Source organism: Sinorhizobium americanum, from assembly GCF_001651855.1.
In the GTDB taxonomy this organism is placed as follows: domain Bacteria; phylum Pseudomonadota; class Alphaproteobacteria; order Rhizobiales; family Rhizobiaceae; genus Sinorhizobium; species Sinorhizobium americanum.
Map to the genome: position 1 here is coordinate 387,705 of NZ_LNQC01000049.1, position 16,429 is coordinate 404,133.

11 protein-coding genes and 1 pseudogene are annotated in these 16,429 nt (G+C 65.0%); 7 read left to right on the forward strand and 5 right to left on the reverse strand.

What is annotated here, in order from left to right; genetic code table 11:
* Window positions 1-4 precede the first annotated feature (4 nt).
* The 5 genes from ATC00_RS12705 to ATC00_RS12720 all read left to right on the forward strand — a co-directional run bounded on the left by ATC00_RS12705 (window position 5) and on the right by ATC00_RS12720 (window position 6,947).
* Window positions 5-667 (forward strand): L,D-transpeptidase, encoded by a 663-nt coding sequence (locus tag ATC00_RS12705; protein WP_064253028.1) that lies wholly within the window; start codon window positions 5-7, stop codon window positions 665-667.
* Window positions 668-878: 211 nt separating this feature from the next.
* Window positions 879-1,055: a DUF3311 domain-containing protein gene (locus tag ATC00_RS30960; protein ID WP_037381825.1), complete on the forward strand. Its 177-nt coding sequence runs from the start codon at window positions 879-881 to the stop codon at window positions 1,053-1,055.
* Complete coding sequence (gene mctP, locus ATC00_RS12710) at window positions 1,045-2,553, forward strand: monocarboxylate uptake permease MctP (RefSeq protein ID WP_064253029.1); 1,509 nt, start codon at window positions 1,045-1,047, stop codon at window positions 2,551-2,553. The genes ATC00_RS30960 and mctP overlap by 11 nt, the downstream gene beginning before the upstream one ends.
* Before the next feature lie 178 nt (window positions 2,554-2,731).
* On the forward strand, window positions 2,732-6,259 hold the full coding sequence (locus ATC00_RS12715) for a hybrid sensor histidine kinase/response regulator (RefSeq protein ID WP_064253030.1): 3,528 nt from the start codon (window positions 2,732-2,734) through the stop codon (window positions 6,257-6,259).
* A gap of 37 nt (window positions 6,260-6,296) precedes the next feature.
* Window positions 6,297-6,947, forward strand: coding sequence for a response regulator (locus tag ATC00_RS12720; RefSeq protein WP_037381818.1), 651 nt, complete (start codon window positions 6,297-6,299; stop codon window positions 6,945-6,947).
* Between the two features lie 142 nt (window positions 6,948-7,089).
* Here the strand turns inward: ATC00_RS12720 and ATC00_RS30965 are convergent.
* The 4 genes and pseudogenes from ATC00_RS30965 to ATC00_RS12740 all read right to left on the reverse strand — a co-directional run.
* A pseudogene (locus ATC00_RS30965) lies at window positions 7,090-7,369 on the reverse strand (3-keto-5-aminohexanoate cleavage protein); the annotation flags it as partial.
* 527 nt (window positions 7,370-7,896) lie between these two features.
* Entirely contained in the window at window positions 7,897-9,999 is a 2,103-nt protein-coding gene (locus ATC00_RS12730; protein ID WP_064253031.1) for a putative bifunctional diguanylate cyclase/phosphodiesterase, read from the reverse strand.
* Window positions 10,000-10,049: 50 nt separating this feature from the next.
* On the reverse strand, window positions 10,050-10,229 hold the full coding sequence (locus ATC00_RS12735; RefSeq protein WP_037381814.1) for a hypothetical protein: 180 nt from the start codon (window positions 10,227-10,229) through the stop codon (window positions 10,050-10,052).
* A gap of 164 nt (window positions 10,230-10,393) precedes the next feature.
* A complete protein-coding gene (locus ATC00_RS12740; protein ID WP_064253075.1) occupies window positions 10,394-12,313 on the reverse strand; it encodes a methyl-accepting chemotaxis protein in 1,920 nt (639 codons plus the stop codon).
* Window positions 12,314-12,887: 574 nt separating this feature from the next.
* Between ATC00_RS12740 and crcB the strand changes: the two genes are divergently transcribed.
* Both crcB and ATC00_RS12750 read left to right on the forward strand, forming a co-directional pair.
* Window positions 12,888-13,277, forward strand: a complete 390-nt coding sequence (crcB, locus tag ATC00_RS12745; RefSeq protein ID WP_064253076.1) for a fluoride efflux transporter CrcB — start codon at window positions 12,888-12,890, stop codon at window positions 13,275-13,277.
* 314 nt (window positions 13,278-13,591) lie between these two features.
* Complete coding sequence (locus ATC00_RS12750) at window positions 13,592-15,523, forward strand: methyl-accepting chemotaxis protein (protein WP_064253032.1); 1,932 nt, start codon at window positions 13,592-13,594, stop codon at window positions 15,521-15,523.
* A gap of 126 nt (window positions 15,524-15,649) precedes the next feature.
* Here ATC00_RS12750 and ATC00_RS12755 read toward each other — a convergent pair whose 3' ends face one another.
* A complete protein-coding gene (locus ATC00_RS12755; protein WP_064253033.1) occupies window positions 15,650-16,405 on the reverse strand; it encodes a hypothetical protein in 756 nt (251 codons plus the stop codon).
* Between the last annotated feature and the right edge of the window lie 24 nt (window positions 16,406-16,429).

Consider the following 16,429-nt stretch of genomic DNA (forward strand, 5'->3'; position numbering starts at 1 on the left):
TCACATGTCGGATCTGCCGCCGAGGATTCGCCTGGGGTCGCTGCTTCCTATCCTTCTTTGGGCAGGGGTGGTCACCGATACGATGGCGGAGCAGCCCTCGCCGCCGGTCCTGGACCGCAGGTCTGGAAAAGTCTGGATCGACAGTGGCTATATCGAGTTCCTGATGTCGCCGCCCGCCTACCCGCCGCGGCACGCACGCGGGGCTTTGGTCTCTCCGCATCGCGGGGCGTTCCTGCCGAGGCAGTTGGTGGAATATCATTCGCAGGAAGCGCCCGGCACGATCATCATCGATCCCCGCCGTTACGCGCTTTACTACATCGTCCCGGGTGGCAAGGCTCTTCGATACAGCGTCGGCGTCGGCCGCGAAGGCTATAGCTGGCACGGAACCGAGACGGTGAGCCGCAAGCGTGCCTGGCCGGACTGGCGGCCGCCGGCCGACATGCGCGCCAGGCGGCCGGAGCTTCCGGCCCACATGGCCGGCGGTCCTGACAATCCGCTCGGTGCGCGGGCTATCTATCTCGGCCACACCCTTTACCGCATCCATGGTTCGAACGAGCCGGAAAGCGTCGGCCGGTCCTCGTCTTCGGGATGTTTTCGCATGACGAATGAAGACGTCATCGACCTTTACGGGCGGGTCAAGATCGGCGCCAAGGTGATTGTGCTCTAGCGCCGGCCCGGATCTTCAGCGCGGCCGATGAGCGAAAGTAGGGGGGCGCCGGAGCGAAAGTAGGGAGGCCGCGGCGCGGCGTTTGGGGCTATTCGATGAGCACACGTGCCGAGGATCACGTGCCATCGATCAGTCACGAGCGGGAAGCGGGCGGAGAGCCGCGCATATTTTCCTCGATCCCGCTCAAGTCCAGACATCGCGGGAGGAAAACGTGATACGCCTGTTGCTGCTGGCGCCCTATATCGGGCTGCTCTGGGTTCCCTTCTATAATTTCGAGGAGCCGAAGCTCTTCGGCTTCCCCTTCTTCTACTGGTACCAGCTCGCCTGGGTACCGCTGACCTCGCTCATCACCTATTTCGTCTACAGGAGCGTGCGTCATGACGGCTAATATCGACATGTCGGCGCTCGCCGTGTTCATCTTCTTCTTCGTGCTCGTCACGGCGATGGGCTTCTTCGCCTCGCGCTGGCGCCGGGCGGAATCGCTCGACCATCTCGACGAATGGGGTCTCGGCGGCCGCAAGTTCGGCACCTGGATCACCTGGTTCCTGGTCGGCGGCGACTTCTACACCGCCTATACGGTCATCGCCGTGCCGGCGCTGGTCTATGCGATCGGCGCCTACGGCTTCTTTGCGCTGCCCTATACGATCATCGTCTATCCGCTGGTCTTTGCCGTCATGCCGCTTCTGTGGAAGGCGGCGAAGGAGCGTGGCTACGTGACCGCCGGCGACGTGGTGCGCGGAACCTATGGATCGCGGGCTCTCGAGCTTGCGGTCGCTTCCACCGGCGTGATCGCGACGATGCCTTACATCGCGCTCCAGCTCATCGGCATGGAAGTGGCGATCAAGGCGCTGGGCTTGACCGGCGAGATGCCGATCATCCTCGCCTTCCTGGTGCTGGCGCTCTACACCTATTCGTCCGGTCTTCGGGCGCCGGCGCTGATCGCCTTCGTCAAGGACATCATGATCTATATCGTCGTGCTCGCGGCGATCATCGTCGTGCCTTCGAAGCTCGGCGGCTACAGCGCAGTCTTTTCGGCGGCCGACGCGGCCTTCGAGGCGAAGGGCAAGGGCGGCATCCTGCTCGATCCGACTCAACTTGTCCCTTATGTGACCCTCGCCCTCGGCTCGGCGCTCGCCGCCTTCATGTATCCGCATACGCTGACCGGCATCTTCGCCTCGTCCGGCGCCAACACGATCCGCAAGAACGCGGTGCTCTTACCGGCCTATACGCTGCTGCTCGGCCTGCTCGCCTTGCTCGGCTATATGGGCCACGCTGCCGGCTTGCAGCTTCAGAGCAACAACGACGTCGTCCCGACGCTGTTCAAGACGTTGTTCCCGGGCTGGTTTGCGGGCTTCGCCTTCTCGGCGATCGCCATCGGTGCGCTCGTCCCGGCCGCGGTCATGAGCATCGGTGCGGCGAACCTCTTCACCCGCAACTTCTGGAAGGTCTGGGTCAACCCCGAGGTCACGCCCGCCGGCGAGGCGCAGGTCGCCAAGATTACCTCGATGCTCGTCAAGGTGGGGGCGCTGCTCGCTATCCTGCTGCTGCCGACCCAGTTCGCGCTCGACCTGCAGCTGCTCGGTGGCCTGTGGATCCTGCAGACCCTGCCGGCCCTCGTCTTCGGCCTCTACACCGGCTGGTTCCGGGCTCCGGCGCTGCTCGCCGGCTGGGCGGCCGGCTTCATCGGCGGCTCGGCGCTTGTCTGGTCGGATGGGCTTAAACCCTTGCACGCGCTCGCCTTCGACGGCATCACCGTCTCGGTCTACACCGGACTGCTGGCGCTGGCGCTCAACGTCACGGTCGCCGTGGTCGTCAACCTCGTCATGCCGGCTAAGGAGACAGCCGACGATGACCTCACGGTCGCCGAGGCGGACTCGCGCAGCTAAGTCAAAAAGGGCCGGCCGTAGCAGGCCGGCCCTTTGCGCCGAGCGCGTTGCCATTCGTCGGCCGATATGGCAATGAACCGATAGCGGCCCCGTGTCCGCTGCTACGGCGCCGCGTCCGATGAAATCCGCAAGGTCGCTATAGCACTTTGAAATTGCTGCAGTTGGGCAGCGAGGTGCCATGCCCGGTTGGGTCGTCCTCTCCGTTTCCACAGCCTATGTCGTCATCCTGTTCCTGATCGCCTGGTGGACGGATCGGCAAGGTGGCAGTCGCCGCTCGGCCGTGCCCAGCGAATGGCTGGCGGCCCTCGGCTACGCTCTGACGCTTGCCGTCTACAACACGTCCTGGAGCTTCTACGGGTCGGTCGGCCGGGCGCTGAGCGGCTTCGACTATTTGGCGATCTATATCGGCCCGACCCTGGTGCTCGTCTTCGGGCAGCGGCTGATCGCCAGGATCGTCACGGTCGCCAAGAGCCAGAACATCACCTCGATCGCCGACTTCATCGCCGCGCGTTACGGCAAGAGCCAGATGCTTGCCGCGCTCGTCACCATGGCGGCGCTGCTTGCCGTGCTGCCTTACATAGCCCTGCAGCTGAAGGCGGTCGGCACCAGCTTCGACATCCTGACCGCGCCGGCCGTCGCTCCGGGTGGCCCGCGGCCGATCCGCGGCGACAGCACGTTCGCCGTCGCCGCGTCCATGGCGCTCTTCGCCATCATGTTCGGCGTCAGGCACATCCACGCGAGCGAGCATCACCGCGGCCTGATGGCGGCGATCGCCTTCGAGAGCCTGGTCAAGCTTTCCGCCTTCGTCGTCGTCGCGCTGTTCATCGTCTTCGGCATGTTCGACGGTTTGGGTGACCTCGTCGCCCGCACGCAAGCCGATGCGCGCATGGCGTCCCTGCTGGCGCCGGACTTTTCCGATCCGACCTGGATCTCCAACACCATCATTGCGGCGATCTCCTTCCTCTGCCTGCCGCACATGTTCCATGTCGCGGTGGTCGAGAACCAGTCGCTGTCGCAGGCGCGCGCCGCCGCCTGGCTCTATCCGGCCTATCTCCTCGTCTTCAGCGTGCTGATGGTGCCGATCGCCATTGCCGGGCTTGCGACCTTCGCCGATACGGTGAACCCCGACACCTTCGTCATTTCGCTGCCGCTCGCCGCCGATGCGCCCTTGATGGCGCTCCTCGCCTTTCTCGGCGGCTTCTCGGCGGCGACCGGCATGGTGATCGTCGCCTCGGTGGCGCTGAGCACGATGCTCTGCAACGACGTCATCGTCCCCCTGCTGCTGCGCTCGCGCCTGGTCGGCCGCAGCGGCGCGATCTGGCCGTCGCCTGCGGCGCTGCTTCTGGTGCGGCGGATCTCGGTCGCAGGCATCCTGCTGCTCGCCTATATGATGAACCGGCTGGTCGACCAGGCCTATCCGCTGACCGTGATCGGGCTGCTTTCCTTCGTGGCGATCGCCCAGTTAGGACCGGCTTTCCTGGGCGGCCTGCTGTGGCGGCGCGCCAAGGGCGCAGGGGCGGTGTCCGGCATCGTCGTCGGCTTCGCCCTCTGGATCTACACGCTGCTCGTTCCTTCGATTGCCCCGCTCGTTCCCGCCGTCGACGCCCTCGTCGTCAATGGACCGTTCGGGCTGGCCTGGCTGAAGCCGCAAGCGCTCTTCGGCGTGACCGGCCTCGATCCGATTTCGCACGCGACGCTCTGGAGCCTCGGCGCCAATCTCTTAGTCTTTGCGGCTGTTTCGCTGCTGGCGGATCGCTCGCCGCTCGAGCGGCTCCAGGCGGAGGCCTTCGCCGACGGGGGCGCGGCGCAGCCGCCACCGCTCGCCTCCCTGCCGCTCGTCACGCGGCTCGAGGACCTGAAGACGCTCGCGGCGCGTTTCGTCGGAGCCGAGCGCAGCGCCTCCGCCTTCGACGACTTCGTCGAACAGCGCCGCGCGCGTCAGGATGGGCTCGCCGATATGGAGGCGATGCGCTTCACCGAGAACCTGATCGCCGGGGCGCTCGGTGCGGCCTCGGCCCGCGTGGTGATTGCCGCGGCGCTCGAAAGCCGCTCGTTATCGCGCAAGGCCGCCGTGGTGATGCTCGACGAGGCGTCGCAGGCGCTGCATTTCAACCGGAAGCTCCTGCAAGGGGCGCTCGAAAGCGTGCCGCAGGGCATCTGTGTCTTCGACGCGAACCTCGCCATCGAGGCGTGGAACGCCCGATTCCTGACCCTGCTCGACCTGCCGAGAGACCTGATCCGCGTCGGCCTGCCGCTCGCCGATCTCGTCGACTTCAACCGCGAGCGCGGTGAATACGACGCCGAGGACCTCAAGGCGCTTCTCGTCAACCGCGACCTCGCCACGCAGATTTGGCCCTATGTGTACGAGCGCCAGCGACCGGATGGGATGGTGCTGGAGATCGCCTATGACCGGATGGCCGAGGGCGGCTACATCTCGACCTATACCGACGTGACCGAGCGGCACCGGGCCGCGGCCGGCCTGCGGCGCGCCAACGAGGAGCTGGAGCGGCGCGTCCAGGAGCGTACCCAGGCGCTCGAGCAGGCCAAGGCCGAGGCGGAGCGGGCCAATATGGGCAAGACGCGCTTTCTCGCCGCGGCAAGCCACGATCTGCTACAGCCGCTTAACGCGGCGCGGCTCTATCTGGCGGCGCTTGACGAGAGCCTGAAGCCCGACGAAGCAGGGAAGGGCCTGCTTAACGAGGAGCGGGCGCTTGCGAGAAATGCCGCGGCGGCACTTTCCTCGACGGAGCGTCTGCTCGACGAGCTGCTCGACATCTCGTCCTACGATTCCGGTGCGGTGCGGGCACAGCCGGCCGATTTTTCCGTGGGCTCGTTGCTCGCCCAGCTTGAGCTGGAATTCTCCGCCATGGCGCGCCAGCGCGGGTTGACGCTGAAGATCGTGGCCTCAAGGCTTTCGGCCCGGACCGACCCGCAGCTCCTACGCCGCGTGCTGCAGAACCTGCTCTCGAACGCCATTCGCTACACACCCGAGGGAAAGGTTCTGCTGGGGTGCCGGCGGCGGAAGGATGGCATCAGGATCGAGGTGCGCGACACCGGCATCGGTATCGCGCCGGAGCGGCAGAAGGAGATTTTCGAGGAGTTTCGCCGCCTCGATACGGGCGAGGAGCGGGAGAAGGGGAGCGGCCTCGGCCTCGCGATCGTCGAGCGCATCTGCCGCCTGCTCGATTTTCCGCTGGAGATGCGCTCCCGGCCTGGTTACGGAACCTGCTTCGCCGTCACCGTGCCGCGCGCGGCGGCGGGCGCCGCGGTTGCGGCCGCGGAAAAAACTGCGGCTGCCTCGGCTGCGAGCCAGCGCGCGCTGGCGGTGCTCTGCATCGACAATGACGGGGCGATACGGGATGGCCTCGCCGCCTTGCTGTCGCGCTGGGGACATAGGCCGATTGTCGCGAGTGACGAGAGGACGGCGCTTGCCAATTGCAACGGGCAAGTGCCAGATCTGGCGCTCGTCGACTATCACCTCGACGGCACGACCGGCGTCGAGGTGCTGGGCGAGTTGCGCAAACATTGGGGCCGGGAGGTCAGGGGCCTGGTGATCACTGCGGATCGCGGCGAGGCCGTCGGCGCCGAGGCGAAGGCGCTCGGCTGCGAAGTCATGGCGAAGCCGGTGAAGCCGGCAGCCTTGAGACGCTATCTGGATGCCGTCGCCCTCGAAAAGGGCGCCGGACTACACCGCGGCGCGTCTTAGTAGAAGCGCAGAACTTTGCAGTAGGGGGAGGAAGAACATGAGCACGCGCATCGTCATTGCGGATGACCATCCGATGGTCCAGGCAGCCCTGCGCAGCGCTCTCGTGGCGGTACTGCCGGACCTCGATCTGATCGCTTGCCGCTCGGTGGACGAGGTTCTGGAGGCGCTATCCGGCGATCGGCAGGAGGTGGACCTCGTCCTGCTCGACCTGACTATGCCGGGCACGGACGGGTTTGCCGGCCTGTTCCTGCTGCATGCCCATTACCCGACCCTGCCGGTGGCGATCGTCTCGGCCCGGCAGGACGCGGCGACGATCCGAAAAGCGATCACCTTCGGAGCTTCCGGCTATATCCCGAAGTCGCTGGACCTGCCGGAGATGGCGAGCGCGATCCGCGCGATTCTCGACGGCGAAATCTGGACGCCGCCGCGCCTCGACAGCGAAGCCGCCGATCCGGATGCGGCGATGAGCGCCCGCCTCGCTTCGCTGTCGTCGCAGCAGCTGCGCATCCTGACGAAGGTCATCGAGGGCAAGCTCAACAAGCAGATCGCCGGCGAGATGGACATCGCCGAGCAGACCGTCAAGGTGCATGTCTCGGCGATCCTCAAGAAGCTCGGCGTCGTCAGCCGCACCCAGGCGGCGGTGCTGTGCGAACGGCTGCTGTCGGCGAGCCCCCGTGATGCGGGTTAGGGCGTTCTCGAGGGGACTGGGACAAGACCCCCTCTGGCCTGCGGCCATTTCCCCACTAAGGGGAGAATAGATGCGGCAGGCGTTGCACCTTGACGAATGTCTTCCAGTTGCAAAGCGCTTCGGGTGGAGCGAGAGCCAGCCGCTACAGCCTCGGCAGCCCTTCCGGCCTCAAGTGCTTCTTCGGCGCGGCGATGCGGAAAATGGCGTTGGCGGCGCCATAGCCGCGATAGCCGCGCCGCTAGACGATCTCGAAGAAGAAGCCTTCGCCGTAGGTGGGCTGTAAAAGCTGGAAATACTCGCCGTGCTCGTCGCGGTCGTAGAGGATGTTCGAAGCCCTCAACCGCTCCGTCAAAGCCGGCTCGAAGGCCGCAGCGCGCCTCGTCGTCGTAATGGTCGGGCGAGATCTGCAGCGGGCGGAAGCCGTCGCGATCTCGTCCCATGTCTCTGGAGATTTCAGGCCGAGTTCGCGGAAGAGGGCCTCGCTCGTCCAGAGCCAAATCTCGGCGTGGATACTCGTGGGCGCGAAAAACACCTTGTCCTTGTAGGTGATGCAATCGAGCAGAGTTGTCGGCAGGACGCGGCGCCAATCGTCGGCCTTCGCGACCTCGTCGATGTCGAGCACGATGCCCATTCCGGCAGCTCGCGCGAACCCTCATTGGCATTCCATTGCATGACGGCTGGCGCATAGCTGTCGGCGATGCGATCGCTGACGATTCTGTGCACCGCCACCTTGTTTTCCGCTGGCAGCTCGGCCCATTGGTGGAAGGATGCGATCCATGCCTTGCGCAAGACATCCAGTGCCGCCGCCTCGCTCTGCGAAATCCAGAAATGCACGACATCGACTGCGCCGCGCTAATCGGCGGCTGCAGGTGGCTGGGAGCTTGCCAGCAACAGTGCCGCCGTCAGACAGGCTTGCTTGATTTCAGGTCCTCTCCTCGATCAAAAACAGTCACCGCCGGGCGATCCGCCGCAGCGCAACCGATGCTTTCGAGGCCGGGCGCCGGTCGGCGGCGGCCCGTTGCGGCAGCCGCGCGCCGGCAAGGGCGGCGGGCTGGGGTCTGGCGAAATGGTATCCCTGGCCGACGTCGCAGCCGGCCTCCATCAAGAAGCGCCGTTGTCCTTCCGTCTCGATGCCCTCGGCAACGCAGCGCTTGCCGAGGTTCTGGGCAAGCTGGATCATGGCGCGAATGATCTGTTCGCTGCGGGCGTCCTTGCCTATGCCGTCGACGAAGCTCCGGTCGATCTTCAACTCGTCGAAGGGGAAATCGCGTAAGTGCACGAGCGATGCGAAGCCGGTGCCGAAGTCGTCGAGCGAGATCGACAAACCGTGCTGGCGGAAGCGCGCCACCGTCGCCAGAATCTGGTCGGCCGAGCGATTGAGGAAGACATCCTCGGTGATCTCCACCGCGAAATCCTGCCATTCCAGGCCGTTCTCACGGACCGCAGCGGCGAAGAGCGCGTAGCCTTCCTCGCCGACGAGCAGGACCTCGGGAAGGTTGATCGACACGGGACCGGGAGCGAGCCCGGCGGCCCGCCAGGCCTTGAGGTCGCGGCCGACAGTGGCGACGACGGCGCGGGTCATGCCGCGGATGAGCTGCGTTCCTTCCATCAAGGGCAGGAAGCGGCCCGGCGGCAGCAGCCCCAGCTGCGGATGCTGCCAGCGCACCAGCGCCTCGAAGCCCAGATGTGTGCCGGTCGTGAGGTCGACCTTCGGCTGGTAGTGCACGACGAATTCGTTGCGGTCGGCTGCAAGCACGAGCGCAAGCGAGAGCTGATTCTGCTCGAGCCGCCGGGCCAGCGCCGCTTCGTCGAAGATGACCGTGCTGTTGCGGCCGGCCTTTGCCGTATAGAGAGCCAGGTCGACGATGCGCATCAGTCCGGCCTCGTCCGAGGCGTGATCGGGAACGATGGCCCCGCCGATGCTGGCCGAGACCTGCAGGTTGCGTCCCTCGAAGGCAATGTCTGCGGCGACCGCCTCAATGGCGCGCTCGGCAACAGATTGGAGCGCGGAGGCCTCGCCGATCCCGGGCAGCAGCACGGCGAACTCGTCGCCGCCGAGCCGGGCGATCACGTCACTTGCGCGCAAGGTCTTCTGCAGGGCGCGGGCGACGTGGCGCAGCACCGCATCGCCCGCCGGATGGCCGAGGCCGTCATTAATGCTCTTGAAGCGGTCGAGATCGACGAGCAGCATGGAGAAGCCGGCGCCGGTCCGTCCCAACTCGCCGAATAGATTGCCGAGCGCGGCATTGAAGGACGAACGGTTGTCGAGACCGGTGAGAGCGTCGGTGTGGGCGAGAAGCGTCAGCCGCTTCTCGAAAGCCATTGTCAGGCGATGCTCGTTGCGCAGCTTCTTCAGGAGCGGGCTGAACAGAAAGACGCTCGCCAGAATGACGGTGGCGGCGATCAGCGCCAGCAATCCCGTGCCGATCAGCTTGGCGTTGTCGATGCTGACGCCGCTACGGCCATGGGCGTGGCGGATCAGGTCGGCGAACTGGCGCATCAGCATGCTGTCGGCGGCCACGGCGAAATCGATCGGACCCCAGAAAGAGTAGCGCTGCCGCCGGTCCTCGGTGCTGATATCGGCAATCCGCACCGCCCGTTCGAGAAAGTCCTCGAGCCGGGCGTTGAGATCGTGACGCAATTGCACCGCGATCTCGTCGCCCGGATTGAAACGCTCGAGGAGATTGCCGCCGATGCTTTGATCCAGCGCGTGCAATTCTCCGCTCATCGCGCGGATATCCCCTATGGCGCGATGGATATCGTCGCGCATCGGACTGATGATGTGTTCCGGCAGGTTGGGATCGGCCGAGGCCCGCATCATCGCCCGCGTCTGGTTGGCGAGCTGCTGGAAGCGGATGAACTGGTTGCTGGTCAGGAAGCTGATCTTCTGCTGCAGCGAATGGCGGTCAAGGGCGACCAGCATGGTCAGATAGGTGGCGGCGATCAAGAGCGTCATCACGATGACGGCATTCACGTAGTGCCGGCCGATCGACCGAATGTATGTCTCCACCGATTGCCGAGGCTTGCTCGGCGGTTCCGATCGTCCAGTCATCTCGTCAGCCCGCTCCGCTAGCAACTTGTTCCCCCTCCGCCCTTCCTCGATCAGGTACCGGTCTTTGGCAGTTGTCCGTAGGCAGGCCGTAAGCCTTCGCGCGACAATTCCGCCAGGATGTGGTCAAGCTGGGCAGCGACCGAGAGCAGGCGGTCCCTGGCGCTTTCCATATCGGCCATGCGGAAACGGTCCTCGGGCTTCTTGGTGGGGAAAACGGCGATATTCGACACTGGATATGGCTCCGTATGCGTATGTATGAATGGGCGCGAAGGCATCGGCCCGTATCCTGGCCCCGCCCCCTAGGCGGGGAGAGGGTACGATCGGGCGCCGCAAACCTGCTGCTTTGCGGCAGGGATGAAAGGGCGCGGGATAGCGTCGGTCCAGTTCGTGAGGCTCAGAACTCCTCCCATTCGTCGACGGCGGCCGCGGTTGCCGTCTTGCCGCCGAAAGCCCGGGCGATGCGGCTGCCGAGCGCACGGGCAGGCGAAGCGACCGGCCTCGCCGTTTCGCCGGCGGCGCGCGGGCCTGCAACTCCCTCGAGCTTGAAGCGGGCGACGAGGTCGCGGAGCTTCGCCGCTTCCAAAGCGAGACTCGAGGCCGCCGCGGTCGACTGCTCGACCATCGCGGCATTTTGCTGGGTGCTCTGGTCCATCGAATTGACCGCAGTGTTGATCTCGGCAAGCCCGGTCGACTGCTCCTTGGCGGAGACGGCGATTGCGTTCATGTGGCTGTTGATCTGGCCGATGAAGCTGCCGATCACGTTCAGCGCCTCGCCGGTATCACGTACCAGCCTGACGCCGCTTTCAACTTCGGTCGTCGAGTTCTGGATCAGTCCCTTGATCTCCTTGGCGGCTTGCGCGGAGCGCTGGGCGAGCTCTCGCACCTCCTGGGCAACGACCGCGAAGCCCTTGCCGGCATCGCCGGCACGCGCCGCCTCGACGCCCGCATTCAGCGCTAAAAGGTTGGTCTGGAAGGCAATCTCATCGATCACGCCGATGATGTTCGAGATCTGCTGCGAGCTCTCTTCGATGCGGCGCATCGCCTCTTCGGCATGCGACACAACCTCGGCGGACTTGGCGGCGCTCTGATTGGCCTGGGTCGCGACCGTGCGCGCCTCTTCCGTCAGCTTCGTCGAGGAACCGACATTGGCGGTGATCTGGTCAAGCGCGGCGGCAGTCTCTTCGAGAGAAGCCGCCTGCTGTTCGGTGCGCCTGGCAAGGTCCTGGGCACCCGAGGCGATCTCGCGGGTGCCGTTGTCCATCGTGCCGATGCCTTCGGAGATCGACGCGAGCGCCGTGCCGAGCTGGCGGACCGACTGGTTGAAATCCTGGCGAAGCGGTTCGAAGTCCGGGGCGAAGGCGTCGTTGAGCTGGAAGGCGAGGTCGCCGGCGGCAAGCCGCTTCAGGCCGGCGGCGAGATTGTCCGAAGCAAAGCGCAGCGCTTCCGCTTCGCGCGTCGTTCGGCGCTGCACCTCTGCCCGTTCGGCCTCCTGGCGGCTGCGCGTGTCGGCCGCCTCCTCTTCGAGGCGCGCGTTGGCAAGCGCGTTCTGGCGGAACACTTCGACGGCCTCGGCCATCGCGCCGATCTCGTCGTCGCGGCCGGCAAAGGGGATCGGCGACTTCGCGTCCCCCCCAGCGAGATTGCGCATGGCGCCGGTGATCCGGGTGATCGGGTTGGCGATGCCGGAAACGGCAAAAGCGATGACGCCGCCGCCGGCGAAGACCGCAATTGCGCAGAGGATGGAGACAAGCTTCAGCGTATTTTCGAGGAGCTTCTGGATTTCCGCACCGGAACGGGCGGCACCCTCCTTGTTGAGGCCGACGACAACGTCGACCGACTCGGCGATCTCGCTAAAACGCGGCGCCATTTCCTTGGAAATAATCTGCTTTGCCTCATCGTCCCTGGCTGCGGCCGAAGCAACGATCATCCGGCGGCTCGCGTCGATCAGCTGGCCGGCCGTGTTCTTGATCTTCGCGAGCTCGGTCTGTTCGTCTGCCTCGGTCACGAGCGCCGCGTAGTCGTCGATCGCACTGAAGAAGCGGGCTTTCTCCTCTTCGATCGTCGTTTCGGCCGCGTGTTCCTCGTCGTCCGTGGTCGCCAGGACATGGCGATTGAAGGCTACCCTCAGGTCGGAAAGAGCGGTATCGATCTCCTTGGATCGCTCGACGCTCGGCAGCCAATTGTCGACGATCTCGTCGCTCTTGGCGTCAATCCCGGAGAGCGAACTGATCGATACCCAGGAGATTGCGGCGGTCGTCAGCACCATGCCGGCAATCGAGCCGATCAGGGACAATTTCACACTTGGTCGTTTCACTATCACTACCTCTACTGTATGCGGGAGACTGAGGTCCCCTTTGGTCGAGACTTGGCCGGGGTCGCTCCCCTTGCTGCTGCTTCGCTGCCGGACGATGGGAGTATCCTCCGGCGAAGACGGCAGCAGAGCGGTCGGGAATTCGAGCACGCAGCTCTCCTTCCGCGCTCCATGCCGAGCGCGGCCAGCTTCTCCTCGAAATCATGCGGTCTTGGACATCCGCGGGCTCATCCCGCTGGAGCGAACGGATGCACCGGTCGCCCTTCGAATCGCCACCCCGGAGCGTGTCGGACACCGTCCGGCGGTTGCAGTGACGATTACTATCGCAATCGCCACCCAAGCGGTCTTGAGTAAACAAACGCTTAAATACGCTGCGCATCGGACAGTTCGCAGCGGAAAGTGGACAGGCCGATGCAGAAAGTGGATAGGACCAGTGCTCCGATCTGAAACGGCATCGACCCGCCCTTGGAGGCACCGCAATGCCGCCGCAGACATCGTCGGCTCGGTGCTTGTCGGCGGCGACTTGCAGACCTATTGTGCCGAACTTTCGGGCCGCGAGAGGAAAAAGGGGACGGCAATGGCCTATCTGCTGGTCTTTCTTGGTGCCGGATTGGGCGGCGTGATGCGCCATGGCGTCAATCAGTTCGCCGCTCAGATCCTCGGGGCCGCTTTTCCCTTCGGCACCCTGGCGGTCAACGTCGCCGGTTCTTTCGCCATGGGGCTCATTGCCGAGTATTTCGCCTTGCGCGTCCATCTGCCTCAGGATGTGCGGCTGTTCCTGGCGACCGGCGTGCTCGGCGGTTTCACGACCTTCTCCAGCTTCTCGCTCGACACGATCGGCCTCTATGAGCGCGGCGAGTGGATGGCTGCGGTAATCTATGCCGCTTCTTCCGTGGTCTTTTCGCTGCTCGGCTTGCTTGCCGGGATGATGCTCATCCGCCTGCTCGCGGCCGGCCAGACGGCCTGATCGTCACGGCAATTTAGAAATTACTTTTATAGCAAAGCTAATTATTCACGATTTCGCAACCAACAGGTGACATTTCTTGAGACAAAGCGAAGCGATGTAACGCTCGTCTCAACCGCCATGAAGGCGGGTGGCCTTTGCGGCGCAAGCCGCCGCTGGGACTGGGTTTCACAGCATTGGGACGGTTTTGACGCGGGCGGCGCCATGCGCCCGCTCGCGCCTCCTTGATAGGTCGGTATTGAAGGGCGCAAGCGAACCACGGTCCGGCTGAGAGCGGTCGAGGCGCGGCGATGCGTCAAAGGGACAAGGAAAAATCGATGAGCCATTTCAAGAGCTTCGGGATTGTCGCGCGCCTCGCCATCGGCTTCGGCTTCCTGCTCCTCATGATGGTCGGCTTGACCATCTATTCCGTTGTTCAGGTCGAAGAGATCAACGGCAATCTCGCCACCATCAACGACGTGAACAGCGCGAAGCAACGCTTTGCGATAAATTATCGCGGCAGCGTGCATGATCGCGCGATCGCCATCCGCGACGTCACGCTGGTGACCTCCGAAGAGGAGCGCAAGAAAGCAGAGGCGCTGATCGAAAAGCTCGCCGCCACCTATGCCGACAACCAGAAGCGGATGGCCGAGATGATCGCTTCCGGCGCGAGCGATCAGGAAAGATCAATTCTGGCCGAAATCGCCGACATCCAGGCCAAGACCAATCCGCTCGTCGCCGACATCATCGCCCTCCAGGAGAAGGGAAATGGTGACGGCGCGCGCAGGATCCTGCTGGAGCAGGCTCGGCCGCTCTTTGACGCCTGGCTCGGTGCCATCAACAAGTTCATCGACTATCAGGAGGCCCTGAACAAATCGATCGGCAGCCACGTGCGCGGTGCCGCGAGCGGGTTCGAGTCGCTGGCATTCACGGCGCTTGGTGTCGCTGCCCTGCTTTCGATCATCGCTGCGGCGCTGTCGGCGCGCTCGATCATCGGACCGCTGACGAGGCTGCAGCTGTCGCTGAAGGCGATGGCCGAGGGCGACCTGACGGGGGATCGTCACCTGGAAGCGCGCCGCGACGAGATCGGCATGTTGGCGCGTGCCGTCGCCGCACTCAGGGATGCGATCTCCGCAAAGGCAGAACGCGAGGCGGATGCGGAGACGTCGCGGACGATGACGGAACGCCAGCGGCTCGAAGAGGATGCGAAGCAGCGCAATGCTTTGGCGGAGCAGACAGGCCAGGCCGTGCATCAACTCGCCGCCGCCCTGCAGAATCTCGCCGAGGGCGACCTCACCCAGCGGATCGACACGCCGTTCATCCCGTCGCTCGACAAGCTGAGGCTCGACTTCAACGGCGCGGTCGAAAAGCTGCGCCAGGCGATGCAGGCGGTCGCCGAGAATGCAAGCGCGATCGCAGCCGGCGCCCAGGAGATACGCTCGGCCTCCGACGATCTCGCCAAGCGGACGGAACAGCAGGCGGCTTCCGTCGAGGAGACAGCAGCGGCGCTCGACGAGATCACCACAACGGTCGCCGACTCCAGCAATCGTGCCCAGGAGGCGGGTCAGCTCGTTCGAAAGACGAAGGACAATGCGGAGCGCTCCGGACGCGTCGTGCGCGACGCGGTCGGCGCCATGGGCAAGATCGAAGCCTCGGCGGTCGAGATCGGCAATATCATCGGCGTCATCGACGAGATCGCCTTCCAGACCAACCTTCTGGCGCTTAACGCCGGCGTCGAGGCGGCGCGGGCCGGCGAGGCCGGCAAGGGTTTTGCCGTTGTCGCCCAGGAAGTGCGCGAATTGGCGCAGCGTTCCGCCAAGGCCGCCAAGGAGATCAAGGAGCTGATCAACACCTCGAATGACCACGTCAAGAACGGCGTCGCCCTCGTCGGCGAAACCGGCAAGGCGCTCGAGGAAATCGTCGAGCAGGTCCAGCAGGTCGACGGCAATGTCGGGGCGATCGTCGAGGCCTCCAGGGAGCAGGCAACGGGCTTGAAGGAGATCAGTACGGCGGTCAACACCATGGACCAGGGGACGCAGAAGAATGCGGCGATGGTCGAGGAAGCGACAGCCGCCGCCCATGGTCTTGCAAAGGAGGCGGACGCGCTGTTCCAGCTCTTGCGCCAGTTCGACATCGGCGCCGCATCGAAGCGCCAAGCGCCGGCTGCAAGCGGAGGCGCGGTTGCTTCACCGGCGCGCCAGATGGTCGCCAAGGTGGCGCAATCCTTCCGCGCAAACGCCGCCGTGGCGGAGGAATGGCAGGAGTTCTGAGAGGGCCGGGGGTAGCCGCGCCGAACTGCTCACCCCCCTTTGCCCTGCCGGGCATCTCCGCCACAAGGGGGAGATTGGAAGAAGGGCAGAGGGGTACGACTTCGCCGTTCCGGGTCTGCATTTTCGCTATTCGAACCGAACCGGCAGGCTCCATCTGCCGTCGAGCCTCACGTCGATGCGGCCGGGTGCGATGACATCGAGGGCGCCGCAGAGGCTGCCGGTGGTGACGATCTCTCCGGCCGCGAGCGTGTTCTGCGCTCTTTGCATTTCATTGGCCCAGCCGACGAGCCAGGCGAGCACGTCGCCCGCCGGGTGGCGAGCCTCGCCTGCGAACAGCCGGGCTCCGTCGAGGCTCACTTCCAGCGGCCGCCCATCCGCGCCGTCGAGAAATTCGCGCGGCAGCTCGGGCCCGAGCGCATAGCCGGCATTGCCGAGCCGGTCGGCGAGGAAGAGCAGGAATGGCGCCTTGCCGCCCTCTTCGATGCGGCTGTCGAGGACCTCGACGCCGAGATGGATGGAGCCGATGGCGGCGATCACTGCGTCCCGGCTATAGCCGGCTTTCCGGGGCGGCAAGTCCATGGCAAGGCGGAAGCCGATCTCCGCTTCGACACGCAGGCCGTTGCGCCAGCGAAAGGTAGCCGGCTCAGCATTGGGGTGGACCGCGATCGGCGAGAGACGACCGGCGACGCTCATGCCTCCGGGCGAGCGGGCCACCTTGTATCCCGCGCCAGCGGCACCTTCAGGTGCGACGAACGCGGCCTGCACGGCGATAGCCTGGGCAATGGTCGCCGGCACCGGCAGCTCTGCGGCCGCGATACGATCCTTTGCGGTCGCAAAGCGCTGGGCGAGATCGGCTGCATCGAAAAGTGTAACGTCGGTCATGCGAGCATCCGTTTTGGGAGGAAA